At 67.4% G+C, this 25,065-nt stretch carries 26 protein-coding genes; 20 read left to right on the top strand and 6 right to left on the bottom strand.

The annotated features are described in order from the left end of the window. Positions 1-2 precede the first annotated feature (2 nt). The 5 genes from aroQ (at position 3) to ACX1NL_RS06730 (ending at position 3,730) form a co-directional block, all read left to right on the top strand. Positions 3-437 carry a type II 3-dehydroquinate dehydratase gene (gene aroQ, locus ACX1NL_RS06750; RefSeq protein WP_448237440.1) on the top strand — a complete coding sequence of 145 codons (435 nt, stop codon included), beginning with the start codon at positions 3-5 and terminating at the stop codon, positions 435-437. Beyond that, complete coding sequence (locus ACX1NL_RS06745) at positions 437-1,528, top strand: aminopeptidase P family protein (RefSeq protein ID WP_458897704.1); 1,092 nt, start codon at positions 437-439, stop codon at positions 1,526-1,528. Before aroQ ends, ACX1NL_RS06745 begins: the two co-directional genes overlap by 1 nt. Positions 1,529-1,579: 51 nt before the next feature. After that, complete coding sequence (gene efp, locus ACX1NL_RS06740) at positions 1,580-2,143, top strand: elongation factor P (protein ID WP_181888509.1); 564 nt, start codon at positions 1,580-1,582, stop codon at positions 2,141-2,143. Continuing rightward, positions 2,143-2,775, top strand: a complete 633-nt coding sequence (nusB, locus tag ACX1NL_RS06735) for a transcription antitermination factor NusB (RefSeq protein WP_239306410.1) — start codon at positions 2,143-2,145, stop codon at positions 2,773-2,775. Before efp ends, nusB begins: the two co-directional genes overlap by 1 nt. Positions 2,776-2,887: 112 nt before the next feature. Next, complete coding sequence (locus ACX1NL_RS06730) at positions 2,888-3,730, top strand: PPK2 family polyphosphate kinase (RefSeq protein ID WP_448237446.1); 843 nt, start codon at positions 2,888-2,890, stop codon at positions 3,728-3,730. Here ACX1NL_RS06730 and ACX1NL_RS06725 read toward each other — a convergent pair. The 3 genes from ACX1NL_RS06725 to ACX1NL_RS06715 are packed head-to-tail and all read right to left on the bottom strand — an operon-like array spanning position 3,727 to position 6,019. Beyond that, positions 3,727-4,209: a YbjN domain-containing protein gene (locus tag ACX1NL_RS06725; RefSeq protein ID WP_301613169.1), complete on the bottom strand. Its 483-nt coding sequence runs from the start codon at positions 4,207-4,209 to the stop codon at positions 3,727-3,729. The two genes, ACX1NL_RS06730 and ACX1NL_RS06725, sit on opposite strands and share 4 nt — an antisense overlap. Continuing rightward, positions 4,209-4,691, bottom strand: a complete 483-nt coding sequence (locus tag ACX1NL_RS06720) for a YbjN domain-containing protein (protein ID WP_181888505.1) — start codon at positions 4,689-4,691, stop codon at positions 4,209-4,211. Before ACX1NL_RS06720 ends, ACX1NL_RS06725 begins: the two co-directional genes overlap by 1 nt. Next, positions 4,688-6,019 carry a TIGR01777 family oxidoreductase gene (locus ACX1NL_RS06715; protein ID WP_458897703.1) on the bottom strand — a complete coding sequence of 444 codons (1,332 nt, stop codon included), beginning with the start codon at positions 6,017-6,019 and terminating at the stop codon, positions 4,688-4,690. Before ACX1NL_RS06715 ends, ACX1NL_RS06720 begins: the two co-directional genes overlap by 4 nt. A gap of 130 nt (positions 6,020-6,149) precedes the next feature. On the opposite strand from ACX1NL_RS06715, the gene pyrR reads away from it, so the two are divergent. The 11 genes from pyrR (at position 6,150) to metK (ending at position 17,767) form a co-directional block, all read left to right on the top strand. After that, positions 6,150-6,710, top strand: a complete 561-nt coding sequence (gene pyrR, locus ACX1NL_RS06710; protein ID WP_458897702.1) for a bifunctional pyr operon transcriptional regulator/uracil phosphoribosyltransferase PyrR — start codon at positions 6,150-6,152, stop codon at positions 6,708-6,710. Next, positions 6,711-7,661 carry an aspartate carbamoyltransferase catalytic subunit gene (locus ACX1NL_RS06705; protein WP_458897701.1) on the top strand — a complete coding sequence of 317 codons (951 nt, stop codon included), beginning with the start codon at positions 6,711-6,713 and terminating at the stop codon, positions 7,659-7,661. Further along, positions 7,658-8,941 (top strand): dihydroorotase, encoded by a 1,284-nt coding sequence (locus ACX1NL_RS06700; protein WP_458897700.1) that lies wholly within the window; start codon positions 7,658-7,660, stop codon positions 8,939-8,941. Before ACX1NL_RS06705 ends, ACX1NL_RS06700 begins: the two co-directional genes overlap by 4 nt. A 3-nt stretch (positions 8,942-8,944) precedes the next feature. After that, a complete protein-coding gene (locus ACX1NL_RS06695; protein ID WP_458897699.1) occupies positions 8,945-9,415 on the top strand; it encodes a carbamoyl-phosphate synthase domain-containing protein in 471 nt (156 codons plus the stop codon). A 23-nt stretch (positions 9,416-9,438) separates the two neighbouring features. Then, positions 9,439-12,795: a carbamoyl-phosphate synthase large subunit gene (gene carB / locus ACX1NL_RS06690; protein WP_458897698.1), complete on the top strand. Its 3,357-nt coding sequence runs from the start codon at positions 9,439-9,441 to the stop codon at positions 12,793-12,795. Continuing rightward, positions 12,795-13,622 (top strand): orotidine-5'-phosphate decarboxylase, encoded by an 828-nt coding sequence (gene pyrF / locus ACX1NL_RS06685; protein ID WP_269509707.1) that lies wholly within the window; start codon positions 12,795-12,797, stop codon positions 13,620-13,622. The genes carB and pyrF overlap by 1 nt, the downstream gene beginning before the upstream one ends. A gap of 223 nt (positions 13,623-13,845) precedes the next feature. Next, positions 13,846-14,169 (top strand): integration host factor, actinobacterial type, encoded by a 324-nt coding sequence (gene mihF, locus ACX1NL_RS06680; RefSeq protein WP_181888497.1) that lies wholly within the window; start codon positions 13,846-13,848, stop codon positions 14,167-14,169. Positions 14,170-14,171: 2 nt separating this feature from the next. Beyond that, positions 14,172-14,759 carry a guanylate kinase gene (gene gmk, locus ACX1NL_RS06675; RefSeq protein WP_269509711.1) on the top strand — a complete coding sequence of 196 codons (588 nt, stop codon included), beginning with the start codon at positions 14,172-14,174 and terminating at the stop codon, positions 14,757-14,759. 35 nt (positions 14,760-14,794) lie between these two features. Next, positions 14,795-15,091: a DNA-directed RNA polymerase subunit omega gene (gene rpoZ, locus ACX1NL_RS06670; protein WP_239306450.1), complete on the top strand. Its 297-nt coding sequence runs from the start codon at positions 14,795-14,797 to the stop codon at positions 15,089-15,091. Positions 15,092-15,191: 100 nt separating this feature from the next. Continuing rightward, positions 15,192-16,427 carry a bifunctional phosphopantothenoylcysteine decarboxylase/phosphopantothenate--cysteine ligase CoaBC gene (gene coaBC / locus ACX1NL_RS06665; RefSeq protein WP_181888494.1) on the top strand — a complete coding sequence of 412 codons (1,236 nt, stop codon included), beginning with the start codon at positions 15,192-15,194 and terminating at the stop codon, positions 16,425-16,427. Between the two features lie 122 nt (positions 16,428-16,549). Next, a complete protein-coding gene (metK, locus tag ACX1NL_RS06660) occupies positions 16,550-17,767 on the top strand; it encodes a methionine adenosyltransferase (RefSeq protein ID WP_181888493.1) in 1,218 nt (405 codons plus the stop codon). On the opposite strand, the gene ACX1NL_RS06655 is transcribed toward metK, so the two are convergent. The 3 genes from ACX1NL_RS06655 to ACX1NL_RS06645 are packed head-to-tail and all read right to left on the bottom strand — an operon-like array spanning position 17,764 to position 19,979. Then, positions 17,764-18,615 (bottom strand): hypothetical protein, encoded by an 852-nt coding sequence (locus tag ACX1NL_RS06655; protein WP_458897697.1) that lies wholly within the window; start codon positions 18,613-18,615, stop codon positions 17,764-17,766. The genes metK and ACX1NL_RS06655 overlap by 4 nt on opposite strands. Positions 18,616-18,618: 3 nt before the next feature. After that, entirely contained in the window at positions 18,619-18,978 is a 360-nt protein-coding gene (locus tag ACX1NL_RS06650; protein ID WP_239355811.1) for a hypothetical protein, read from the bottom strand. Positions 18,979-18,995: 17 nt separating this feature from the next. After that, positions 18,996-19,979, bottom strand: a complete 984-nt coding sequence (locus tag ACX1NL_RS06645; protein ID WP_458897696.1) for a polysaccharide deacetylase family protein — start codon at positions 19,977-19,979, stop codon at positions 18,996-18,998. A 134-nt stretch (positions 19,980-20,113) separates the two neighbouring features. Here ACX1NL_RS06645 and ACX1NL_RS06640 point away from each other — a divergent pair, with 134 nt between their 5' ends. From ACX1NL_RS06640 to ACX1NL_RS06625, 4 genes are read left to right on the top strand one after another with little or no spacing between them, the layout of a single operon-like run. Next, positions 20,114-22,123, top strand: coding sequence for a primosomal protein N' (locus ACX1NL_RS06640; RefSeq protein WP_458897695.1), 2,010 nt, complete (start codon positions 20,114-20,116; stop codon positions 22,121-22,123). A 28-nt stretch (positions 22,124-22,151) separates the two neighbouring features. Beyond that, the gene (gene def, locus ACX1NL_RS06635) at positions 22,152-22,643 is read left to right on the top strand and encodes a peptide deformylase (RefSeq protein ID WP_458897694.1); all 492 of its coding nucleotides are present in this window, start codon (positions 22,152-22,154) and stop codon (positions 22,641-22,643) included. Between the two features lie 13 nt (positions 22,644-22,656). Then, positions 22,657-23,586 (top strand): methionyl-tRNA formyltransferase, encoded by a 930-nt coding sequence (fmt, locus tag ACX1NL_RS06630; RefSeq protein WP_458897693.1) that lies wholly within the window; start codon positions 22,657-22,659, stop codon positions 23,584-23,586. Beyond that, positions 23,583-25,061 (top strand): transcription antitermination factor NusB, encoded by a 1,479-nt coding sequence (locus ACX1NL_RS06625; RefSeq protein ID WP_301613191.1) that lies wholly within the window; start codon positions 23,583-23,585, stop codon positions 25,059-25,061. The genes fmt and ACX1NL_RS06625 overlap by 4 nt, the downstream gene beginning before the upstream one ends. Positions 25,062-25,065: the final 4 nt, after the last annotated feature.

Below are 25,065 nucleotides of genomic sequence, written 5' to 3'. Positions count from 1 at the left end.
CGATGAAGATTCTGGTGCTCAACGGGCCAAACTTGAACAGGCTGGGCAAGCGGCAGCCGGAGATCTACGGGTCGGTGACGCTGGCGGACGTCGAGAAGCAATTGTGTGAGCGCGGCGGCGAGCTCGGCGTGGAGGTGGAGTGCCGCCAGTCCAACCACGAGGGCGAGCTGATCGACTGGGTGCACGAGGCGGCGGACAACGGGTGGGCCGTGGTGATTAATCCCGGCGGATTTACCCATACCTCAGTCGCGCTGCGCGACGCGCTGGTAGAACTGAAAGATCACCACGGCTTTATCGAGGTGCACATTTCCAACGTGCACGCGCGCGAGCCGTTTCGGGCGCACTCCTACCTTTCGCCGATCGCCGAAGGCGTCATTGCGGGGTTGGGGGTGGACGGCTACCGGCTCGCGCTCGACTACTACGCAAGGAGGCTCTGATGGCACTGGCAGACACCCGATTTGAGGACCGCCGCCGCAAACTGTCCACGAAGCTGGCGGAGCGCCGCATCGACGACATGCTGGTCACGCACCTGACGCACGTGCGCTACCTGTCCGGCTTTTCCGGGTCGAACGGCGCGATGCTTGTGTCGAAGGACCGCACCGCCGCCATCGCCACCGACGGGCGCTACACCACCCAGATCGGCGAGGAAGTGCCGGACATTGCGGCCACCATCGAGCGCAACGTCGGCGTGGCCATGCTGTCCAAGGCCGCCGAGGGGCACCGCGTGGGCTTTGAAGCCGACTACGTTTCGGTTGCCCAGCTGGAGAAGCTGCGCGAGGCGTGCCCCGAGGGGGTCACGCTCGTGCCGGTGAGCGGGGTGATCGAGGAGATCCGTCTGATCAAGGACAACCTGGAACTCACGCGCTTGACGGAGGCTGCGGAGCTGACGGTGCAGGCGATCGACGCAGTGTTGGACGCCGGCGAGCTGCGCGCCGGCCGCACCGAGCGGGAAGTCGCGGCGGACCTGGAATACCGCATGCGCGTGCTCGGCGCGGAGCGCGTCAGCTTCGACACCATCGTTGCTTCCGGGCCGAACTCGGCGAAGCCGCACCATAGCGCCGGCGACCGTGTGATCGCGGAGGGCGATCTGGTCACCATCGACTTCGGCATGCACCGCCTCGGCTTCAACTCGGACATGACCCGCACGTTCGCGATCGGGGAGATCGGCTCCCTCGAGCGAGAGATCTACGAGGTCACCCTCGCCTCCCAGCTCGCGGGAGTGAAAGCGGCGGTGCCGGGGACGAAGCTTGTGGACGTGGACAAGGCCTGCCGCGACGTGATCGAGGAGGCCGGATACGGCGAGTACTTCGTGCACTCCACGGGCCACGGCGTGGGGCTGGACGTGCACGAGGCTCCCAGCGCGGCAAAGACCGGTACCGGCGTGCTCGAGGAGGGCATGACCTTGACCATCGAGCCCGGCATCTACATCCCGGGCAAGGCCGGCGTGCGTATTGAGGACACGCTCATCATCACCTCGGCGGCGCCGAAGGTGATCACGGAGTACACCAAGGAACTGACAGTGCTGTAACATTGCTGTGTTTGCACACGCCCCGATACTCCCAGGAGGAAGGTACTTACCATGGCAACTACCGCCGATTTCAAGAACGGCCTGGTGCTGAAGAACGAAGGCAAGCTGCAGCAGATCATCGAGTTCCAGCACGTCAAGCCCGGCAAGGGCCCGGCGTTCGTGCGCACCAAGCTCAAGGACGTTGTCACCGGCAAGACCGTGGACAAGACCTGGAACGCTGGTGTGAAGGTGGAGACCGCAACCGTTGACCGCCGCGACATGACCTACCTGTACAACGACGGCACCAACTACGTTGTCATGGACGACAAGACGTTCGAGCAGTACGAGCTGCCGGCAGACAAGTTCGGCGATGCCGCTCGCTTCCTGCTGGAGAACATGCGCGTGCAGGTTTCCTTCCACGAGGGCGAGGCGCTGTTCGCCGAGCTGCCGATCTCTGTGGATCTGAAGATCGAGCAGACCGAGCCGGGCCTGCAGGGCGACCGCTCCACCGGCGGCACCAAGCCGGCAACCCTGGAGACCGGCGCTGAGATCCAGGTGCCGTTGTTCCTGGAGACCGGCAACGTGGTCAAGGTGGACACCCGCACCGGCGAGTACCTGTCTCGCGTGAACAACTAATGCCCGATTACAAACGACACGGCGCGCGTTACCGTGCGCGCCGCCGGGCAGTAGACATCCTTTTCGAGGCGGAGACCCGCGACATCGATCCTGTGGCGATCGTGGAGGATCGCGCGCAGCTGTCCCAGGACCCGCTCAACGCAGTCGCGCCGGTGGCGGACTACACCCGCACCATCGTCGCGGGCGCGGCGGAGAAGCTGGACGACCTCGACGACGCTATTGAGCGCCACCTCTCCGAGGACTGGGAGCTGTTCCGCCTGCCCGCCGTAGACCGTCAGATCCTGCGCGTTGCGGCGTGGGAGATTCTGTTCAACGACGAGGTGGACGCGCCGATCTCCATCGCCGAGGGGGTGGAGATGGCCGCGGAGTACTCCGGGGCCCAGGCAGCGCCGTACATTAACGTCGTGCTCGACGGCATCGCCCAGCGCGCAGCGTCCAACTCGCCGTTTGCCGGCGAGGGCGCGGAAGACGCCTACCCGGTAGAGGACGAGAGTGCCCCCACCGATGAGCACTCAGAGGACTCCGGGCTGGAGCAGGCGGAGGACACCGACGCAGCCACGGCGCACGAGATCGCCGAGTCCACCGAAGACTTGGAGGCCGGGGAACCGGCGACGGACGGGACCCGCGGCTAGTACCGGGCCCGGCAGAAAGTCGAGTAGAGGAGGTCGAGTACACGCCCATTGAGCGGCGTACTCGACCTCCTTTACTCGACTTCCAGACCGCACACCACCGAAAGGAAGCGACATGTCGAAGCTCACCGTTGAAGAAGCCAAGCAGTTTTTCGTGGGCCCCGATTTCCAGCTCGTGGACGTGGACCCAGCTGCGACACCGGGCGTCTCGGACGTGGACGACGCGTTCAACGACTACGACGACGACCTTGACGAGCTGCAGGAGATGCTCTTCGCCAACGGACGCGCCGGCAACGAGGACGCCGGTTCGATCCTGCTGGTGCTGCAGGGCATGGACACCTCCGGCAAGGGCGGCATCGTCCGCAACGTCATCGGGGCGACCATGGACCTGCAGGGCGTGCGCGTCCAGGGATTCGGGCGCCCGACGGAGGAGGAAGCCGCCCACGATTTCTTGTGGCGCTTCACCCCGCACCTGCCCAAGCCGGGGCAGATCGCGGTGTTCGACCGCTCGCACTACGAGGACGTGCTGGTGCAGCGCGTGAAGCAGATGGCGCCGCCGGAGGAGATCGAGCGCCGCTACGGCGCGATCGTGGAGTTCGAAAACGAGCTCGCGGCGCGTGGCACGAAGATCATCAAGGTGATGCCGCACATCTCGCGCGAGTTCCAGGCGGAAAACCTGAAAAAGCGCATCGAGCGCGCGGATAAGCACTGGAAGTACAACCCTTCCGACATCGACGACCGCAAGCTGTGGAGCCAGTTCATGGCCGCCTACCAGATCGCCATGACGCGCACGTCCACCGAGGTCGCGCCGTGGTACTGCATCCCGTCCGACAACAAGAAGTACTGCCGCACGGTGGTCAAGGCGTTGCTTTTCGACGCGCTGAAGTCGCTCAACCTCGAATGGCCTGCCGCCGATTTCGATCCCGAGGTCGAGCTCGAGCGTTTGGCGAACTCCTAGTCGGCGGAGTTCGCGCTGTCGTCGCCACCGGTCGGGGCGGCGCCGGCGGCCTCGGCCTGCTTTTGAATCTCGCTGACCAGAGCGCGCATCGCGTCCTGGGTGGCCAGCACGCCGTCGACGGCGGCCTTCAGCGAGTTGGAGAGCTGGTCGTCCGCGAGCCCCGCACCAACCTGGATCTCGGCCTCGGTGCGAACGACGATGTTCTCGGTGCGGTTGACCACGAGGGCGCGCGCGTCCAGGTAGGAGCTGTTGACCTGGTTCGCCGCCAGGTACAACGTGGCGTCAGGCGTGTCGGCTGGGGTGTCGGTGACGGAGTCCGCGCGGACGATGAGCACGGAATCCAGCAGCACGAACAGCAGATTGTAGCCGTTGACGTTGGCGTGGCCCGCGCGGCCCGAGGGGTCGTCGGAGACCTCCACGTCGTGGCCGGCCATGGCCTTGATCACGCGGTCGATGGTCACGAGCGTTGCGTTGCTCATTACTGCGGCTCCTCCCAGGTGACAACGGTGGGGAAAGTGTTCTTCAAAAAGTCGAAGGCCTGCAACGTGGTGTCGATGGAGCTGGCGATGAACGCGCCGAGCTGGTTGAACGACGCACCCTCGGCGATGCGCATCGCGCGGATGGCGCTGATGGCCAGCTGGTCCTCGCCGCGTTCGAAGAAACGCAGGGTGGGCGCGAAGTGCGTCTGGTTGTGCTCGTTGCACGCGTAGAGCACCTTCGGCGCCATCTCGCGGGGGAACTCGCCGCGCCACAGCGCCTCGAACACGAGGTGATCGCCATCGATGACGACCGCAATGGCGGCGTTAATGAAGCCGGAACGCACCAGCTGGTCTTCGATGCGGTACTCGAGGTTTTCTTCCTCGAAGATCGCGGCGACGGCCTCGGGCGTGACCTGCTCGGTCACGTTGCGTTCGGGGTGCTCGCTCGGCTGGACGGGCTCTTCGGTTTGATCTGTAGTCACGCCTGCGAGACTAGCAGCTGCTCGCGGCCCAACTCGTGGCGCAGGGCTGCGTCGAGGGTGGGGTAGCGCAGCCGCCAGCCGTGTTCGGCGGCCACGGTGGGCAGGACGCGTTGGTCCGCCAGCGCGAGCTCGTGCGCGCCCTCTTCGCCCAGCAGCAGTTTCGGGCCGAACGTCGGGATGGAAAATACGTCCGGCCGGTGCAGCAGGCGAGCGAGGGTGGAAGACATTTCGGCGTTGGTCACCGGCTCTGGCGCAGTGGCGTTGACGGGCCCGGAGACCGTCTCGTCCAGCAGGGCGCGCACGTAGAAATCGGTCAGATCGTCCAGCGCCACCCAGCTCATCCAGAAATCGCCGCGGCCGAACTGCGCGGTGAGCCCCGCGTTGACGCTGGCCTTGAGCACCGGCAACAGCCCGCCAGCGCTGGACAGCGCCAGCCCGGTGCGGATGTGCACGCTGCGCATCCCGTCGACATTGGCGGCGTGCTCCCAGGCGTCGCAGACCTCGGCCAAGAACCCCTCGCCGGGCCCGTCAGCCTCGGCGCGTGGAACGCTGCCAGCATCTGTCCCGTAGTACCCCACCGCCGAGGCGCCGACGAAGACCTCCACTCCCGAGTCCGCGGCGAGGCGGGCGAGTCTGCGGGTGGGCTCCACGCGCGAGTCGCGGATGCTGCGCTTCTTTTCTTCGGTGAACCGGCCCATGATGGTCTCGCCTGCGAGGTGGATCACCCCGTCCACGCCGGCTAGCAGGTCAGCTGCCGGGTTGTCCATGTCCCAGTGCCGCTCGCCGGGGCCCGCTGTGCCTCGCACCAGCGGGATCACGGTGTGCCCGGCGGTGGTTAGCTGCGCGCGCAGGTGGGTGCCGACGAGGCCGCTGGAGCCGGTCATGGCCACCGTCTTCGGGGCGGCGTGAGGCAGGGAAGCGATGAACCGCAGGTCCTGAACCAGCTGGCGTTGGCGATAAGCCCAGGCGGGGCGGAGCGCGGCTTCTGGGATGCGGGCACTGACGTCGTCGATAAGCAATGTGCCCTCGCCCGCGTCCTCGAAGCGGTGCACGTGGCGCCAACCAGTAGTCGCGCGCACCGGCTGGTTCGCGGCGATGTCGGTGAACTGGCGGCCCGCGACGTAACCGTCGGCGAGGTGGCGCGCGACCCACTTCTGGCCCGCGGGAAGGCGGAACACGGTGGTGCCGCTGCGTATCGACGCGGCTTCGCTTGCCACCCGCATCGGCAGGAAACCGGGGGTAAGGCGGGTGACCGCGCCTGGGCGGGTGTGCCAGCGCCAGACGGTGTCGCGGTCGAAGGGGAGGGTGTACTCAGCGTGGATGCCCATGGAATCCTTCCCGGTTTATACATGCAGGTGCTAAGGTGAAACGCGGTCCCAAGACTACACACGGCCCCGACAGGCGGGGCCGGTTCGAAATCCTTTAAATTCCGCACTGTGAGGCGGGGAAGGAGGTTCGATGAGTGAGAACGAACGGTCGACCGTTGAGTTGCTGAACGCTCAAGACGTCGGCCGCACTGTTGCACGCATCGCGCACCAGATCATCGAGAAAACGGCGTTGGACGATGAGACCAGCCCGCAGGTTGTGCTGCTGGGAGTTCCGTCCGGGGGAGTGCCGCTGGCGCAGCGCATCGCTGAGGCCGTTGAAGAATTTTCCGGGGTGGCGATCCCCGTGGGCAGCTTGGACGTGACGCTGTACCGCGACGACTTGCGCAACCGCCCCCACCGCGCCCTGCGGCCCACCAACATCCCGGTGGACGTCGACGGGGCAGTGGTCATCCTTGTCGACGACGTGCTGTACTCCGGCCGCACGATCCGCGCGGCGCTGGATTCCTTGCGCGACATCGGCCGCCCCGCAGCCATCCAGCTGGCGGTGCTGGTGGACCGCGGCCACAGAGAACTGCCCATCCGCGCGGACTACGTGGGCAAAAACATCCCCACCTCGAAGGACGAGGACGTCACCGTGTCGCTGACGCCGCTCGATGCCGAGGACCGGGTCACGCTGGCTAGGGAGGCGTAAATGAAGCACCTGATCGACATCGCGGACCTTTCCCGCGAGGAAATTGTCGGCCTGATGGACGAGGCGGACCGCTTCCGCGAAGCCCTGGACGGCCGTGAGATAAAGAAGCTGCCCACCCTGCGCGGCCGTACAGTGATGACGCTGTTTTACGAAAACTCCACCCGCACCCGGTCCTCGTTTGAGACGGCGGGCAAGTGGATGAGCGCGGACGTGATCAACCTGTCTGCGTCCTCGTCCTCGGTGAAGAAGGGCGAGTCGCTCAAAGACACCGCGGCCACCCTCGAGGCTATCGGCGCGGACGCGATCATCATGCGCCACCCGGCCTCGGGCGCGTCGCAGCTTCTGCGCAAGTGGCTGCCGGAAACCAGCATCATCAACGCCGGCGACGGCCAACACCAGCACCCCACCCAGGCGCTTTTGGACGCGGTGACTATGCGCCAGCACATCGGCGACGTGGCCGGCAAGACCGTGCTCATCGTCGGCGACATCTTGCACTCGCGCGTGGCGCGGTCCAACGTGGATCTGCTGCACACGCTCGGTGCCCAGGTCGTGCTGGTGGCCCCGCCGACGCTTTTGCCCACCGGCGTGCAGTACTGGCCGGCGCGCGTGTCGCACGACTTCGACGCGGAGGTCGAGCAGGCGGACGTGGTGATGATGCTGCGCGTGCAGGCTGAGCGCATGCACGGCGGCTTCTTCCCGTCGCACCGCGAGTACGCCACCCTCTACGGGCTGAGCAAGGACCGCGCGAACCGCATGAAGGACTCGGCGCTGATCATGCACCCGGGTCCAATGCTGCGCGGCATGGAAATCAACTTCGACGTCGCGGACCGCGACAACGCCGTGGTGCTGGGCCAGGTCTCCAACGGTGTCTACACCCGCATGGCCGTGCTGTTTACGCTGCTCGCCAGCTCAGGAGAGCAGGGCGGCAATGAGGAAGGAGCCAGCAAGTGACCACGCTCGCTTTGAACAACGTCCGCCCGTACGGCGAGGACGTGACCAACATTCTCATCGACGTCGCTGACGGCGTGATCGACGCGGTCGGGGAGAACCCCTTCGACGACGCGGACGAGGTCGTGAACTGCGGGGGCAACGTGCTGCTGCCGGGCCTGGTGGACATGCACGTGCACCTGCGCGAGCCGGGCCGCGAGGACACTGAGACCATCGCCACCGGCTCCGACGCCGCGGCCAAGGGCGGGTTCACCGCCGTGTTCACCATGGCGAACACCTCTCCGGTGATTGACCAGCCGTTTCTCGCCGAGGCGGTGTGGACGAAGGGCCAGGAGTACGGCAAATGCGACGTCTACCCGGTCGGCTCCATCTCCCAGGGCTTGAAGGGTGAGCAGCTCACCGAGATCGGTTTGATGGCGCGCAGCGGCGTGCGCATGTTCTCTGACGACGGCAAGTGCGTCAACGACCCGCAGCTGATGCGCCGCGCCATCGAGTACGCCAAGGCGCACGATGTGGTGCTCGCGCAGCACGCCGAGGACCACCGCATGACCGAAGGTTCCGTCGCCCACGAGGGCGAGCAGGCCGCGCGCCTGGGCCTGCGCGGCTGGCCGCGCGTGGCGGAGGAGTCCATTGTGGCGCGCGACGCGATCATGACCCGCGACTACGGCGGCCGCTACCACCTGTGCCACGCCTCCACCGAGGGCACCGTGGAGCTTTTGCGCTTTGCCAAGAACCAGGGCATCGACGTCACCGCCGAGGTCACCCCGCACCACCTCATGCTCACCGACGAGAAGCTCGCCACCTACGACGGCCTGTTCCGTGTGAACCCGCCGCTGCGCGAGGCCCGCGACGCCGAAGCGCTCAAGCAGGCGCTTCTCGACGGCACCGTCGACGTGGTCGCCACCGACCACGCCCCGCACGGCTCTGAAGACAAGTGCGTGGAGTTCGAGCACGCCAAGCCCGGCATGCTCGGCCTGGAGACCTCTTTGGCCGTGGTCCACCGCATCTTCGTGGAGCCGGGCGACGCTGATTGGCGCTTCGTGGCCAAGGTCATGAGCGAGCGCCCGGCAGAGATCCTGCGCCTGAAAGACCAGGGCCGCCCGATCGCTGTTGGCGAGCCGGCCAACCTGGTGCTGGTGGACCCGGAATCGCCGTGGACCGCCTACGGCGATCAGATGGCGTCCAAGGCCTCGAACACCCCGTACGAAGGCATCGAATTTTCCGCCCGCGTGGTTGGCACCTGGCTGCGCGGCACCCAAACCTACGACGCGAAGAAGGCGTAAACCATGTCTGAAAACACCACCACACAACCCCAGCGCACGCGCGCAACGCTCGTGCTTGACGACGGCTCCGCCTTCCCCGGCTTCATCTTCGGCGCGACGCCTGCAGAGAACGAAGTCGCCGGCGAGGTCGCTTTCACCACCGACATGTTCGGCTACGAGCGCGAGCTGTGCGAAGCCGAGCGCGCCGGCCAGATCCTCGTCTTCGCCACCCCGCAGGTGGGCAACGTCGGCTGGACCGGCGAGGGCGCATCCGGCAGCACCGACATCACCGCCGCAGCAGTCATCGTGCGCGACCTCGCGCGCATCGCCTCCAACCACAACGCCCAGCGCACCCTCGCCGAAGAGCTCAAGGCGCAGGGGATTACCGGCCTGTGGGGCGTGGACACCCGCAAGCTCGTCCGCCATCTGGCCGCTGCTGCCCGCGAGGGGAAGTCGGTGCGGGGGCAGGTCACCGTCGAAAAGCACACAGCCTAAGAGAAAGACCAGGAGATACAGACATGAAGCGTAACGATTTGAACCACGTCCTGGTCATCGGCTCCGGCCCGATCGTGATCGGCCAAGCCTGCGAGTTCGACTATTCCGGCACCCAGGCGTGCCGCGTGCTCAAGGACGAAGGCCTGCGGGTGACGCTGGTCAACTCGAACCCGGCGACGATCATGACCGACCCCGAGTTTGCCGACCACACCTACGTGGAACCGATTGAGCCCGGCTACATCGACCGCATCCTCGCCCGCGAAGCCGAGCAGGGCCACCCGGTCGACGCTATTTTGCCCACCCTCGGCGGCCAGACTGCGCTGAACACGGCGATCAAGCTGGACCGCCTCGGCATTCTGGAAAAGCACGGCGTGGAGCTCATCGGCGCGGACATCGACGCCATCGAGCGCGGCGAGGACCGCCAGAAATTCAAGGACATCGTGGACAAGATTGGCGGCGAATCCGCCCGCTCCCGCGTCTGCTTCACCATGGAAGAGGTGGAGGAGACCGTCGCGGAGCTGGGGTTCCCGTGTGTGGTGCGCCCCTCGTTCACCATGGGCGGGCTCGGCTCCGGCCTGGCGTACGACATGGATGATTTGCACCGCATCGCCGGCGACGGCCTGGTGGCTTCGCCGGAGGCGAACGTGCTGATCGAGGAATCCATCCTGGGCTGGAAGGAAATCGAGCTGGAGCTCATCCGCGACTCCGCGGATAACTGCATCGCCATCGCCACCATTGAAAACGTGGATGCGATGGGTGTGCACACCGGCGACTCGGTCACCGTGGCGCCGGTGCTGACGATGACCGAGCCCGAGGTCACCGCCATGATCGAGCAGGGCAAGGCCATCATCCGCGAGGTCGGCGTGAAAACGGGCGGCTGCAACATCCAGTTCGCCATCAACCCCAAAGACGGCCGCATGATCACCATCGAGATGAACCCGCGCGTGTCGCGGTCCTCGGCGCTGGCGTCCAAGGCCACCGGCTACCCGATTGCCAAGGTGGCCACCCTGCTGGCCATCGGCTACACGCTCGACGAAATCCCGAACGACATGACCGGCGGCGAAACCACCGCGCTTGCGGAGCCGACGCTCGACTACGTCATCGTGAAGATGCCGCGTTTCGCCTTTGAGAAGTTCCCTGGCTCCGACGAGACCCTGGGCACGTCCATGAAGGCTGTGGGCGAGGCGATGGGCATCGGCCGCAACTACATCCAGGGCCTGAACAAGGTTATGCGTTCGATGGAGGACAAGCCGAACGGCTTCTGGACCAAGCCGGACGAGTACTTCGCCGACGAGCGCGCAACCGACGCCGCCGCGGTGCTCGAGGACCTGAAGGTGCCCACCGACAAGCGTCTCTACGACGTAGAGCTTGCGCTGCGCCTGGGCGCCAGCGTCGAGGAGGTCTACGAGGCCTCCGGCATCGACCCGTGGTTCCTGGAGGAGCTCGTCGCGCTCATTGCGTTCAGGCAGCAGCTTGTCGACGCCCCGGTGCTCGACGCCGAGCTTTTGCGCGAGGCGAAGGCGTTCGGCCTGTCCGACGCCCAGATCGCCGCGCTTCGCCCGGAGCTGGCGGGGGAGTCCGGGGTGCGCCAGCTGCGCTGGTCGCTGGGGATTACCCCGACCTTTAAGACCGTGGATACCTGCGCGGGCCAATTCGACGCCAAGGTGCCGTACCTGTACTCCGCCTACGAGCTCGACCCGGACGCGGAAAATGAGGTTGTTTCTTCCTCGAGCGACAGCGGGAAGGAGAAGGTGATCATCCTCGGCTCCGGCCCGAACCGCATCGGCCAGGGCATCGAGTTCGACTACTCCTGCGTGCACGCGGCACTTGAGCTGTCGCGTGTGGGATACGAGACGGTGATGGTCAACTGCAACCCGGAGACTGTCTCCACCGACTACGACACGGCGGACCGCCTCTACTTCGAGCCGCTGACGTTCGAGGACGTCATGGAGATCTACCGCGCCGAGGCCGCCACCGGCACCGTCGCTGGCGTGATCGTCCAGCTGGGCGGCCAGACTCCGCTGGGGCTGGCGCAGCAGCTCGAGGACGCCGGCGTGCCCGTGGTTGGCACCTCCCCCAAGGCCATCGACATGGCGGAGGACCGCGGCGAGTTCGGCAAGGTGCTCGACGCCGCGAACCTGCCGGCCCCGGCTTACGGCACCGCGACCACCTTCGAGGGTGCGCGCGAGGTGGCGGACCGCATTGGCTACCCGGTGCTGGTGCGCCCCTCCTACGTGCTGGGCGGGCGCGGCATGGAGATCGTCTACGACGAGGACAACCTCCGCGATTACATCGAGCGCGCCACCGAACTGTCCCCGGACCACCCGGTGCTGGTGGACCGCTTCCTGGACAACGCCATCGAGATCGACGTCGACGTGCTCTGCGACGGCACGGACGTCTACCTCGGCGGCGTGATGGAGCACATCGAGGAAGCTGGCATCCACTCCGGCGACTCCGCGTGTGCGCTGCCGCCGATGACGCTGGGCCCGGATGACATCGCCAACGTCCGCCGTTCCGCGGCGGCGCTCGCGCACGGTATCGGCGTGAAGGGCCTGATGAACGTGCAGTTCGCGCTCAAGGACGACATCCTCTACGTCATCGAGGCCAACCCGCGCGCATCGCGCACCGTGCCGTTTGTGTCCAAGGCCACCGGCGTGCACCTGGCCAAGGCGGCCGCGCGCGTCATGATGGGCACTACGATTGCCCAGCTGCGTTCGGAGGGGTTGATCCCGTCCGACTACGACGGCGGCTCGCTGCCGATGGAGCACCCGATCGCGGTGAAGGAAGCCGTGCTGCCGTTTACCCGCTTCCGCCGCCCGGACGGCGCGCTGCTGGACACCATCCTCGGCCCGGAGATGAAGTCCACCGGCGAGGTCATGGGCCTGGCGCCGTCGTTTGGCGTGGCGTACGCGAAGGCGGAGGCCGCCGCGTTCGGCGAGCTGCCCACCGAAGGCACCGTGTTTGTCTCGCTGGCCAACCGCGACAAGCGCACCCTCATCTTCCCGATCCAGCGGCTGTCCACCATGGGCTTTAAGGTGCTGGCCACGGAGGGTACCGCCCAGATGCTGCGCCGCAACGGCATCGAGTGCGAGGTTGTGCTCAAGGGGTCCCAGGTCCGTGAGGGTGCCGAGGGCAAATCCATCGTGGACCGCATCCTCGACGGCGAGATCGACCTGGTGCTCAACACCCCGGCAGGTTCCGCTGGCGCGCGCCACGACGGCTACGACATCCGCGCGGCTGCCGTCGTCGCCGACGTGGCCATCATGACCACCGTGCAGGGCGTCACCGCGGCGGTGCAGGGCATCGAGGCTATCCGCGCCAACGAAATCTCGGTGACTAGCCTGCAGGAGCTCGAGCACGGCAAGGCAGAGGCGAAGTAGTGGCTGCGCAGACCTTCAGCCAGCGCCTTGTGGCGGCCGGGCAGGAGCACGGCCGTCTATGCGTGGGCATTGACCCGCACGCCGCGCTGCTCGAGCAGTGGGGGCTGGACAACACTGTCGAGGGGCTGCGCGCGTTCTCGGAGACGTGCGTGGAGGCCTTCGCGGGCCACGCCGCGGTAGTCAAGCCGCAGGTGGCGTTTTTCGAGCGCTTCGGCGCAGCCGGATTCGCGGTGCTCGAGAACACGCTCGCCCGGCTGCGCGAGAGTGGCACCTTGGTGATCGCCGACGCGAAGCGCGGCGATATCGGCTCCACGATGGCGGGATACGCGTCAGCCTGGCTTGCGCCCGGTGCTCCGCTGGAGGCGGACGCGCTGACTGTGACCCCGTACCTCGGCGTCGGATCGCTCGACCCGGCAATCGAATTGGCTGCGCAGCACGGCAAGGGCGTGTTTGTCATGGCCGCCAACTCCAACCCGGAGGCGGTGGCGCTGCAAACCGGCACGATCGACGGCAAGATGCTCTCGCAGCGGATGGTCGACGAGTGCGCGCAGTACAACCGTGCCGACGATCCTGAATACATCGGGCACGTCGGCGTGGTCGTCGGCGCGACCGTGCAAACCCCGCCGGTGCTCGACGGCCTGAACGCCCCGGTGCTGATGCCCGGAGTGGGCGCGCAGGGAGCGACGATGGCCGATGCGGAAGCCATCGCGGGTGAAATTGGACACCTGGTTTTCCCGAGTGTTTCGCGTTCGGTGCTCACTGCTGGTCCGGATGTGGCTGAGCTGCGCAAACGCGTATCTGACCTGGGGAAACAGGCGAAAGGCTAGGGTCTATTAACTGCCCAGCAAAATCCCTGGTAGTTTAGTCCCGTCGCACGGTGACGTGGAGAAATGCGGTGTACAACGCGCTCCGCGGAACCGTTGCAGAATAAAGCAGTGTTAGACTGTGCCGAACGTGGCGAATTGCACCGATGACATTCGGAGGAGTGCGCCCCGGATCCGGCACATGTCGGACTGGACAATTGTTCGTAACTATTACATGGAGGAACCCGTGGCACTTCCACAGTTGACCGATGAGCAGCGCAAGGCAGCACTTGAGAAGGCAGCAGAGGCCCGTAAGGCGCGTGCTGAGCTGAAGGCATCCCTCAAGCGCGGCGAGACCACGCTCAAGGACGTCCTGAACAAAGCTGACACCGACGAAATCATCGGCAAGACCAAGGTCTCCGCACTCCTCGAGGCAATGCCGAAGGTGGGCAAGGTCAAGGCCCGCGAGATCATGGAGGAGCTGGAGATCGCTCAGACCCGTCGTCTGCGCGGCCTCGGTGACCGTCAGCGTCGCGCGCTGCTCGAGCGCTTCGGCTACGAAGAGAACTAGTCGTGTCTGAGGTGGCTCCCCGCGGACAGCTGGTCGTCTTGGCCGGCCCGTCCGCGGTGGGTAAGTCGACGGTGGTGAGCGGCCTTCGCAGTGCCGTACCGGATTTGTACTTCTCGGTGTCCATGACCACCCGGGCTCCGCGCCCGGGTGAGGTGGACGGGAAAGACTACTTCTTTGTCACCCCAGAGCACTTCCAGGGCCGCATCGACCGCGGAGAGATGCTGGAGTGGGCCGACATCCACGGAGGGCTGCAGCGCTCCGGCACACCCGCCGGGCCGGTGCAGGAAGCCATGGATGCGGGCCGTCCCGTCCTCGTCGAAGTTGACCTCGCAGGTGCACGGAACATCAAGCGCCTGCTGCCAGAAGCGCAGACCGTGTTTTTGGCGCCGCCGTCGTGGGACATCCTTGTCCAGCGGCTCACCGGGCGCGGCACCGAGACCCCGGAGGTGATCGAGCGCAGGCTCACCACCGCCCGCGAGGAGCTCGACGCCCAGGGCGAGTTCGATGTCGTGGTGGTCAACGACAACGTGGACACGGCAGTGGCCACCATCGCCGGCATTCTTCAAGGCACATCTTCCAACAACAGTTAGCGAGTGGGTTACACGTGAGCAACACAACCAAGGATTTGTCCGAGACGTCCGCTGCTGAGGAAACCACCCAGCAGGAGAACGTTTACGACACTCCGGAGGGCATTACGGCGCCCCCGATCGACGAGCTTTTGACCAAGGTGTCGTCGAAGTACGCGCTCGTCATCTTCGCAGCGAAGCGTGCCCGCCAGATCAACAGCTTCTACCAGAACTCCGAGGACGGCGTCTTCGAGTTCGTGGGCCCGCTGGTCTCTCCTGAGCCGGGCGAGAAGCCGTTGTCGATCGCGCTGCGCGAGATCGAGGCAGGACTGCTCGAGCACGAGGAAGGCCAGTAAGCCTCACCCCATTGCCAGAGCGCTGCGCTAGCGCTCTGCAGGTGTCCGCCGCCGCCCAGCAATCATGCTGGGCGGCGGCGGTTTTGTATGCTTGGGGCTCATGAGCGAAGCCCCACACTCGTCCCATCCACTGCGTGTTGTCGTAGGAGTCTCCGGCGGTATCGCCGCGTACAAGGCCTGCCATCTTGTCCGAAACTTCAAAGAGGCGGGTGATGAGGTCCGGGTGATTCCCACGCAGAACGCGCTCAATTTCGTGGGTGCGGCGACGTTCGAGGCGTTGAGCGGCAACCCGGTGGACACCGGAGTGTTCACCCGCGTCGACGAGGTGCAGCACGTGCGGGTGGGGCAGGAGGCCGACCTGATCGTTGTGGCGCCAGCGACCGCGGACTTCATGGCTCGGGCCGCCGCGGGGCGTGCGGACGACCTGCTCACCTCGACCATCCTCGTCGCCACGTGCCCGGTGGTGCTTGCCCCCGCGATGCACACCGAGATGTGGCTCAACCCGGCCACGCAGGCGAACGTCGCCACGCTGCGCGAGCGGGGTATCACGGTGCTTGAACCCGCGCACGGGCGTCTCACTGGCAAAGACACCGGGCCCGGGCGTTTGCTGGAACCGGACGTGATCGCCGAACTCGCTCGCACGGTGCTGCGCACTAGCACATTCGCCCCGACCCTTGCGGGCAAGCGCGTGCTGATCAGCGCGGGCGGCACCCAGGAGAACATTGACCCGGTGCGCTACATCGGCAACCGGTCCTCCGGCAAGCAGGGCTACGCGCTCGGCGACGTCGCCGCGCAACGAGGCGCGAAGGTGACCATCGTGGCGGGGGCGACCGATGCGCTGGATCCGCCGTCGGGCGCGGAGGTGATCAAGGTCGGCTCCACCCGCGAAATGCAACAGGCGATGGCGGAACGAGCGCCGGAGGCCGACGTGGTGATTATGGCTGCTGCCGTGGCGGATTTCCGTCCAGAAGCAGAAGCGAGCACGAAGCTGAAGAAGGGCAAAGCCGATGACGCGCTGTCCACGATCCGCCTCACCGAAAACCCGGACATCCTCAAGGGCTTGGTCCAGATGCGGGAGGCAGGGGAGACCGCCGCGACCATCATCGGCTTCGCCGCGGAGACGGACAACGAGTTCGAAAATGGCCGCGCAAAGCTCAAGCGCAAGGGCGCGGACATGCTCATGCTCAACTCCGTGGCCGGCGGCGGCGTGTTCGGCCAGGCCCGCAACCGGGGCTGGCTGCTTAGCGCAGACGGCCGCGAAGAGGAGATTCCCGACGGCACCAAGCACGAGGTCGCGGCCCGGATCTGGGACGCCGTCGAGCGCCTTTCGCAGTGACATTGCACATTTAGACAGCTTGGTCTATCGTGGGCATCACTTCACGACGTGCCGTTCCCGTTTCAGCCGTTGGACGCCGCCGGAACGCTACCCGTTCGCATAGACGCTAAGGAAAGACTGCTTTGTCCACTGATACGTACTTCCGCTTGTTCACAAGCGAATCGGTCACCGAGGGCCACCCCGACAAGATCTGCGACGCGATCTCGGACTCGATCCTGGACGACATGCTCGCTCAGGACCCGGACGCGAAGGTGGCCGTGGAGACCCTCGCCACGACCGGCCAGGTGCATGTGGCGGGGGAGGTGCGCACTTCCGCCTACTCCAACATCGCGCGGATCGTGCGCGAGAAGCTGGTGGAGATCGGGTTCGACTCTTCTGAGGTCGGCTTCGACGGCCGCAGCTGCGGCGTGAACATCGCCATCGGCGACCAGTCTTCGGAGATCCACGATTCCGTGGTGACGTCCCAGGAGGTCCGCGAGAACACTTCCACCGGCGAGGACGACCAGACCGGCGCGGGCGACCAGGGCCTGATGTTCGGCTACGCCACCAACGAGACGCCCGAGTACATGCCGCTGCCGATCTCCACGGCGCACCGCCTGGCCCGCCGCCTGTCCCAGGTGCGCCACGAGGGCATCGTCGAGGGGCTGCGCCCGGACGGCAAGACCCAGGTGACCTTCGCCTACGACGGCCAGACCCCGGCGTTCATCGACACGATCGTCATCTCCACCCAGCACGACCCGGACTTCACCGGCGAGGCGCTGGAGGCGGCGCTTCGCGAGCACGTGATCAACTGGGTGCTCAAGGACGCAAACCTGGAGCAGTACTACCGCGAGGACACCAAGGTTCTGGTCAACCCGTCCGGCTCCTTCATCCAGGGTGGCCCCATGAGCGACGCCGGTCTGACCGGCCGCAAGATCATCGTGGACACCTACGGCGGCATGGCCCGCCACGGCGGCGGCGCGTTTTCCGGCAAGGACCCCTCAAAGGTGGACCGTTCCGGCGCGTACGCGATGCGCTGGGTGGCCAAGAATATTGTCGCCGCGGGCCTGGCGGAGCGCGTCGAGGTGCAGGTGGCATACGCCATCGGCCGCGCGAACCCGGTGGGGCTGTACGTGGAGACGTTCGGTACCGCCGCGGAGGGCCAGACGGACGAGAGCATCCAGCAGGCGGTGGAGAAGGTCTTCGACCTGCGCCCCGAGGCGATCATCCGCGAGCTGGACCTCAAGCGCCCGATCTACGCGCAAACCGCCGCGTACGGCCACTTCGGCCGCACGGACATCGACGTGCCGTGGGAGCGCACCGACAAGGTCGACGACTTGAAGGGCGCCGCCGGCGTCTAGTCCGTCTCCGGCGTCTTGCCCGCCTGGTGTTGCTGCCAGGCGGCTTTTTCTTGCTCAGAACGCCGGTGGTTGCGCAGCGCGACCACGCCGACGACGATGCCGATGACCACCGGCACCCAGATCTTCGAGTACTCGAGCAGCCACAGCGCCCACTCGGGAACCTCGGGGAACTCCGGCAGGTCGATGTCTGGCATCGGCAGGTTGAATTCTGGCAGCGACGGCACCGGCAGGTCCATGTGCGGCAGCTGCCAATCGGGCAGGTCCCAGTCGGGCAAAAACCCAACTAGCCAGCCGATGAACCTCGAGATGATCGGGCCGAGCACGAGCACCGCGAGCGCCCAGCCGCCCTTGCCCAACCCTTCCGCCATGGGGATAAGGGTGCGCTTGAGCTCGCTGGACTGCATGGTTTCGCGCCTGTGCGCGCCGCGGGAGCCGGTGGGCGGGTCGAACTCCACCACCGTGTCGCCTTCGCGAAACTCCACGCTGAGCAGCTCGTCGAAACTACTGACCCGAAGCTTCAGGTGCGGTTTTGTGCGGTCGGTGCTGAGCCCCGCCGGCGTTTCCAGCTCGCCTTTCGGGCCGTCGCCGAACAGCGGCAGCCGGGCGCTTGCGACGTCGTTGTAGCGGTGCTGCACCTCGCCGTTGACGCGCACCTCCATGCGCTCGGTGGGGTTTTTCGTCCACAGCTTGATCCGCTCTTTGAGGGGGCTCTCCGCCGTCGCCAGGGCGCCGGGTTTGTCCGCCTCGTCGCCGGGCCAGCTGGGGTCCTCGGCGGCGAAGTCGCGGTCGAAACCGACGCGGACCTCGATCAGGCCGTATTCGGGGTGGTTGAGGCTCCAGGTTTCCATCGGCTACGCCTCCGCCTTGCTTCTCGACGAGCTGCCGCCCACCAACGACCCCACCCACATCGCCGCCGCGCAGACGAGCGTCACCGCGATGGAGTAGATGAACGTGCCGTCGTTGAAGTACAGGGCCTTGGAGATCCAGAAGCCCACCCCGGTCAAAAGGGGCAGGGACAAAGTGGGGCGGAAGGCGATGCCGTCGATAAGCCCGGCGATGATCGCCACTGCGAAGATGAACCCGACCATCACCCACGGGTTACCCACCAACGGGATGAGCAGCAGGGGCCCGAGCGCGTAGGCGGCGAGCATGGCGTAGGGGATGGCTTTGACCCATCCGTGGCGGCCGCCGTTGTCCTGCTGTTCAGTCACGGGCAAGAGTATAGGAACTAATCCGCGCGCGTGTAGACGTGGCCCGCCTCGGGTCGTTTGATCATCTCGTCTAGGCCAACGGGATTGAGCCCCTTGGCGCGCAGGCCGTCGATGACGCACTCCGCCGCGTCGACGGTTGGCTGGTGGATGTCGTGCATGAGGATGATGGAGCCCTCGCGTGCGCCGTCCACCGCCCGCTTGCAGGTGGTGGCGGGGTTGCGGTGCTGCCAGTCGGCGGTGTCCACGTCCCACACGGCCAGCGCCATGCCGCGGGCACCCGCGGCGGACGCCACGCGCGGGTCGTGGGAGCCGTAGGGCGGGCGCAACCAGTGCGGGTCGAGCCCGGCCTGCTTCTGCAGTGCGGCGTCCGTGTCGTCCATCTGCGCGGCGATGGCGCCGTCGGACTGCCTGGCCAGGTCCGGGTGGGAAAAGGAGTGGTTGCCGATGGTGTGGCCCTCGTCGCGGATCCGCCGCAGGATCTGCGGGTTCGCGTTGGCGTTTCGGCCCACCACGAAGAAGGTCGCGTGCACGCCCTTGCGCTTGAGGATGTCCAGCAGGCGCTCGGTGCTGCCGGGGACCGGGCCGTCGTCGTAGGTGATGGCGACGCAGTTGTAGCACTTGGGCGGCACCGGCGACGGCGCGGGCTCCTGCGCGGGCGCGACGGTGACATCGGCCGGTTTCGCTGGCTCGGGCGGGCGCAGGTGCGGCGGCACGGCCTGCTTCACCTGCCCGGGAAGACCGTTGTAGGCGCGGCGCCAGCCGTCCTCGACGGCGATGCGGGCGCGGTCGGAGGAGCCGGCGATGAAGGCGGAGCTGCCGTCGATAGGCAACCCAGCTCCCTGCACGAGGATGGGGCCGAAGCTGTCGCCGGAGATGATCTTTGCGTCCTGCGGCAGGGCGAGCTGCGTGACCTTGGACACATCCGCGGAGGCGGGGGACGGGGCCAGTGTTGCAGCGGCGAGGAGTGTGGCAGAGGTGACTGCTGTGAGCATGCGTTTCATGGGGTGGCGGGGTCTTTCAAACGCGCGTAAGGGGAAAACTTTCAGTCTTATTAGTACTCCATAAAAGACCGGGCTGGGGGATTGGAACGCTCGCGGGCAAGGCGGTGTCGGACGGTGGTTTAGAATCCGGGGTCATGTCTGACACGCCCGCCGCCGAAGCCCCAATCGCGCGCGTGTTGCCCATGCTCGGGCTGGCGCACCTGGACAGGCCGTTCGACTACCTTGTGCCCTCGCAGGACGCGGACGCGGTGCAGCCCGGGGTGCGGGTGCGGGTGCGGTTTGCGGGCCGGCTCGTGGACGCCGTGGTGCTCGAGCGTGCCTCGACATCGCGGCACGAGGGGTCGCTGCGCTTCATCGAGCGCGTCATCTCGCCGGAGGTTGTGGCCCCGGCGAGGACGCGGGAGCTTATCGACGTGCTGGCGGACCGTTACGCAGGCGTGCGGTCCGACATCTACCGTTCTGCTATCCCGGCGCGCCACGCGAAGGCGGAGGAGACGGACACTTCCACGCCCTGGGAGGAGCTGGGGGAGGCCGGGGAGCCGGACTTGTCGGCGTGGACCGCCTACACCTTTGGCGAGTCGTTCGTGGACGCGGTGGTCGCTGGCAAGATCGCGCGGGCGGCCTGGCAGGTCGCACCGGGGGACAGCTGGGCCGCGGCACTTGCGTCGTTGGCGGCGAAGGTGGCCCTGGACGGTGCGGGTGCGCTGATCGTGGTGCCGGACCAGAAGGACGTGGACGCGTGCGAGGCGGCGCTGAAGGAGATCGTGGGGGCGCGCCAGGTGACCACGCTGACGGCCTCGCAGGGCCCGCAGGCGCGGTACTCGCGCTACCTATCGGTGCTGCACGGGCAGGGCCGGATCGTGGTGGGCACGCGCTCGGCGGCGTTCGCCCCGGTGAAAAACCTGCGCTTTGCGGCGCTGATGTTCGACGGCGACGACAACCTGGTGGATCCGCGCGCGCCGTACGTGCACGCCCGCGAGGTGCTGACTACCCGCGCGGCGAAGGAGGGGTGCTCGCTGGTCATCGGCGGGCACGCGCGCACCGCGGAGGCGCAGCTGCTGGTGGAATCCGGGTGGATGCACGAGCTGGTCGCCCCGCGACAGAGCCTGCGCACCCGCTCGCCGTACATCCACGCGGCGGGGGATTCGGACTTTGCAATGGAGCGCGACCCGCGCGCGAAGCAGGCGCGCCTGCCGTCTTCGGCGTTCCAGGCGGCGGCGCAGGCGCTCGAGCGCGGCACCCCCGTGCTGTTCCAGGTGCCGCGCACCGGCTACATCCAGTCGCTGGCGTGCGGGCAGTGCCGCACACCGGCGCGGTGCAGGTGGTGCAACGGGCCGCTCGGGCTGCCCCCGGGCGGCGAGGCCGTGGCGCCGACCTGCCGGTGGTGCGGCCGGATGGACCCGGCGCACGTGTGCCCGACGTGCGGCTCGCGCAGGCTGCGCGCGGTGGTGCTGGGCACGGAGCGCACGGCCGAGGAGCTCGGCCGCGCCTTTGCCAAGTACAAGGTGATCACCTCGGGCGGCGACAACGTGCGCGCGCAGGTGCCGGCGGGCCCGGCGCTGGTGGTGGCCACGCCGGGTGCGGAGCCGCACGTTGACGGCGGCTACGGCGCGGCGGTGCTTCTGGACGCCTGGGCGCTGATGCAGCGGCCCGACCTGCGCGCGGTGGAAGACACCTTTGCCAAGTGGATGGGGGCGGCCACGCTGGTGCAGCCGCACAGCGCAGGCGGGGAAGTCGTCGTGGTGGCCGAGCCCTCCCTGCCCGTGGTGCAGCACCTGATCCGGTGGGACGCGCCCGGGTTTGCAGCTTTGGAGCTTTCCTTGCGGCGCGAGGCCCGCTTCCCGCCGGCGGTGCACGTGGCGGTTGTGGACGCCCCACGCGACGGGTTGGAGGAATTCTTCGCCCGCACCGAGCTGCCCGAGCACGCCGAGCTGCTCGGCCCGGTGGACCTGCCGCCCGGGGTGCGGCTGCCGGGCGAGTGGAACCGGGAGGCGCTCGGGCCCGCGCAGCGGATATTGGTGCGCACCCCGCTTGCCGGCCGCACCGCGCTGGGCAAGGCCCTGCGTGCCGGCGCGGTGGCGTGGACGACGGCGAAGCAGGACCTGCCGCTGCGCATCCAGGTCAACCCGGTGGACATCGGCTAGCGGGGTCGCGCTACTACACTTTGGCCCCATGGCTATCCGCGACATCCGCCTGTTCGGCGACCCAGTGCTCAACACCGCTGCGGCAGAGGTCACTGTTTTCGACGCCGCCTTGGAGCGGCTGGTCGCCGACATGCTGGAGACCATGGACCACGCTGGCGGAGTCGGCCTGGCCGCGAACCAGATTGGGCTTACGCGCCGGATTTTCGTCTTCGACTGCCAGGGCATGCGCGGGCACATCGTCAACCCCGTGTGGGAACCCTTGGGAGAGGAGATGCAGACCGGCGTCGAGGGCTGCCTCTCGGTGCCGGACGTGCGAGGCGAGGTCACCCGCCACAAGACGGTCATCGCCCGCGGCCAGGACTGCTTTGGCCGCCCGCTCACGCTGCGCGGCACGGGGCTTTTGGCGCGCTGCTTTCAGCACGAGGCGGACCACTTGGACGGCGTGATGTTCATGCGCAGGATGTCACCGGAGCAGCGCAAGGAAGCGATGGCGGCGATCCGGGCCGCCGACTGGAGCTAAGGAGAACGTTTGTATGCGACTCGTATTCGCCGGCACACCCGAACCCGCCGCCGCGGCACTCGAGCGGCTCATCGCGTCTGACCACGAGGTCGTCGCGGTGCTCACCCGCCCGGACGCGCGCCGCGGTCGCGGGCGCACGCTGCACCCGTCGCCAGTCAAGGCGCTCGCTCTCGAGCACGGCATCGAGGTGCTCACCCCGGAGAGCCTCACGCGCGACGACGCCATCCGGGAGCAACTCACGGCGCTGGCCCCCGACGCGATTCCGGTGGTGGCCTACGGCAACCTCATCCCGGCGGACATGCTGGATATCCCCGCACACGGCTGGGTGAACCTGCACTTCTCGCTGCTGCCTAAGTGGCGCGGGGCGGCGCCGGTACAGGCGGCGATCGCGGCCGGTGACGAGGTCACCGGCGCCACCACCTTCCGCATCGACGAGGGCCTGGACACCGGCGACATCCTGGACACGCTGGAAACCGTCATCGGCGAGGCAGAAACCAGCGGCGAGCTGCTGGAGCGCCTCGCCTACGTGGGTGCAGACCTGCTGGTTGAGACCATGGATGCGTTCGAGGCCGGCACCGCGGACCCGACGCCGCAGCCGGAAGAGGGCACCTACGCCCACAAGATCAACCCGGCGGACGCCCGGGTGGACTGGAACCAGCCGGCCGCCGTGATCGACCGCGGCATCCGCGCCCACACCCCGGCGCCGGGCGCGTGGACGATGCGCGGGGAGGACCGCTTCAAGCTCGGCCCGGTCACCCCGATGGGTTCGGGCGCGCTCGCCCCGGGTGAGGCGGCGTTTAGCAAGAACGAGGTGCTCGTGGGCACCGCCGACGGGGACGTGCGCCTGGGCACGATCCAGCCGCCGGGCAAGAAGATGATGAACGCGGCGGACTGGGCCCGCGGACTCAACCCTGAGGCGAAAGAAGGAGTGGTGTTCGAGTGAGCGGCGGATTCAGGTCGCGCTCCGCGGGGCGCCGAGAGGACACACCCGCACGCAACCGGCAGCAAGGCGGCAATGCAAAACAACAGCCCCGCAAGCAGGGCGGCGGGCGCCAGCGCTACACGGTGAAGGGTCGCCCGGCCAGCATCGGTGACCCGGCGCGCGAGGCGGCCTTTGAGGTGGTGCTGCGCGTCGCCCGCGACGGCGCGTTTGCCAACCTCACCCTGCCCGGCATCCTGCGCGAGCGGAAGATCACCGGCCGCGACGCCGCGTTTGCCACCGAGCTGGCCTACGGCACGCTGCGCAGCCTCGGGGTGCTCGACGCGGTGATCGCGAAGAATTCCTCGCGCGAGCTCGAGCGCATCGCGCCCGAGGTGCTCGCCGCGCTGCGCCTGGGCGCCTACCAGCTGCTCTACACCCGGGTGGGCGACCACGCCGCGGTGGACACCTCGGTGCGGCTCGTCGAGGCTGCGGGCCATGAGAAGGCGAAAGGTTTCGCGAACGGCGTGCTGCGCTCCATCGGCCGCACGCCCGCCGACGAGTGGCTGCGCACCCTCGCCCCGGACAACGAGCTGGGCGCGCTGGCCTTCACCCACGCCCACCCGGAGTGGATCGCGCGCTCCTTCGCGGAGGCGCTCGGTGACAAGCGCGACGAGCTGGAAGCCGCGCTCGAGGCGGACTCGGCCCGCCCGGTCGTGCACCTGGTGGCGCGCCCCGGCGAGATCTCCGCGGAAGAACTTGCACTGTCCACGGGCGGCGAGCAGGGCAAGTACTCGCCGTACGCGGTGTACCTGCCGGAGGGGGATCCGGGCCAGCTCGAGCCGGTGCGCGAGGGGCTTGCCGCGGTGCAGGACGAGGGCTCGCAGATCATCGCGCGTGCCGTCACCGAGGTCCCCGTCGAGCAGGATCAAGGCCGTTGGCTTGACCTTTGCGCGGGTCCCGGCGGCAAGGCCGCGCTCATCGGGGCCATCGCGGCTATCGACGCCGCCACGGTCGACGCCGTCGAAGTCAGCCCCCACCGCGCGGAGCTCATCTCGAAGACGGTGCGCGGCCTGCCGGTGACGGTCCACACCGCGGACGGGCGCGACTCCAAACTCGAACCCGGCTACGACCGCATCCTTGTCGACGCGCCCTGCTCTGGCCTCGGCGCGCTGCGGCGGCGCCCGGAGGCGCGCTGGACGAAGTCCGAAGGCGACATCGCGGAGCTGAACCAGCTGCAGGAAGAGCTGCTCCAATCCGCCGTGAACCTGGCCAAGCCGGGCGGGGTGGTGGTCTACTCCACGTGCTCGCCGGATGTGCGGGAGACCCGGAGGATCGTCGAGAAGCAATTGGCGAAAGGCGATGTGGATGAGCTCGACGCCCGCGAGTGGGCCGCCGGCATGGAGGACGTGGGCGAGGGGCCGAGCGTGCAGATGTGGCCGCACCGCCACGGCACCGACGCAATGTTCTTCGCGGTGCTGCGCAAAAAGCTAGGGTAGGACC

Source organism: Corynebacterium sp. CQ3829_602738, assembly GCF_054478435.1.
The sequence above is the reverse complement of the archived record's forward strand: the minus strand, read 5'-3'. Positions and strand labels throughout refer to the sequence as shown.

Bases quoted from the DNA above. Each gene is read 5' to 3' on its own strand.
- aroQ (WP_448237440.1), top strand. From the start codon at position 3: ATGAAGATTCTGGTGCTCAACGGGCCAAACTTGAACAGGCTGGGCAAG.
- ACX1NL_RS06715 (WP_458897703.1), bottom strand. From the start codon at position 6,019: ATGGGCATCCACGCTGAGTACACCCTCCCCTTCGACCGCGACACCGTC.
- ACX1NL_RS06705 (WP_458897701.1), top strand. From the start codon at position 6,711: ATGAAGCACCTGATCGACATCGCGGACCTTTCCCGCGAGGAAATTGTC.
- ACX1NL_RS06730 (WP_448237446.1), top strand. From the start codon at position 2,888: ATGTCGAAGCTCACCGTTGAAGAAGCCAAGCAGTTTTTCGTGGGCCCC.
- fmt (WP_458897693.1), top strand. From the start codon at position 22,657: ATGCGACTCGTATTCGCCGGCACACCCGAACCCGCCGCCGCGGCACTC.
- ACX1NL_RS06640 (WP_458897695.1), top strand. From the start codon at position 20,114: ATGTCTGACACGCCCGCCGCCGAAGCCCCAATCGCGCGCGTGTTGCCC.
- ACX1NL_RS06695 (WP_458897699.1), top strand. From the start codon at position 8,945: ATGTCTGAAAACACCACCACACAACCCCAGCGCACGCGCGCAACGCTC.
- ACX1NL_RS06725 (WP_301613169.1), bottom strand. From the start codon at position 4,209: ATGAGCAACGCAACGCTCGTGACCATCGACCGCGTGATCAAGGCCATG.
- pyrR (WP_458897702.1), top strand. From the start codon at position 6,150: ATGAGTGAGAACGAACGGTCGACCGTTGAGTTGCTGAACGCTCAAGAC.
- carB (WP_458897698.1), top strand. From the start codon at position 9,439: ATGAAGCGTAACGATTTGAACCACGTCCTGGTCATCGGCTCCGGCCCG.
- ACX1NL_RS06655 (WP_458897697.1), bottom strand. From the start codon at position 18,615: ATGGAAACCTGGAGCCTCAACCACCCCGAATACGGCCTGATCGAGGTC.
- ACX1NL_RS06645 (WP_458897696.1), bottom strand. From the start codon at position 19,979: ATGAAACGCATGCTCACAGCAGTCACCTCTGCCACACTCCTCGCCGCT.
- nusB (WP_239306410.1), top strand. From the start codon at position 2,143: ATGCCCGATTACAAACGACACGGCGCGCGTTACCGTGCGCGCCGCCGG.
- def (WP_458897694.1), top strand. From the start codon at position 22,152: ATGGCTATCCGCGACATCCGCCTGTTCGGCGACCCAGTGCTCAACACC.
- efp (WP_181888509.1), top strand. From the start codon at position 1,580: ATGGCAACTACCGCCGATTTCAAGAACGGCCTGGTGCTGAAGAACGAA.
- coaBC (WP_181888494.1), top strand. From the start codon at position 15,192: ATGAGCGAAGCCCCACACTCGTCCCATCCACTGCGTGTTGTCGTAGGA.
- ACX1NL_RS06745 (WP_458897704.1), top strand. From the start codon at position 437: ATGGCACTGGCAGACACCCGATTTGAGGACCGCCGCCGCAAACTGTCC.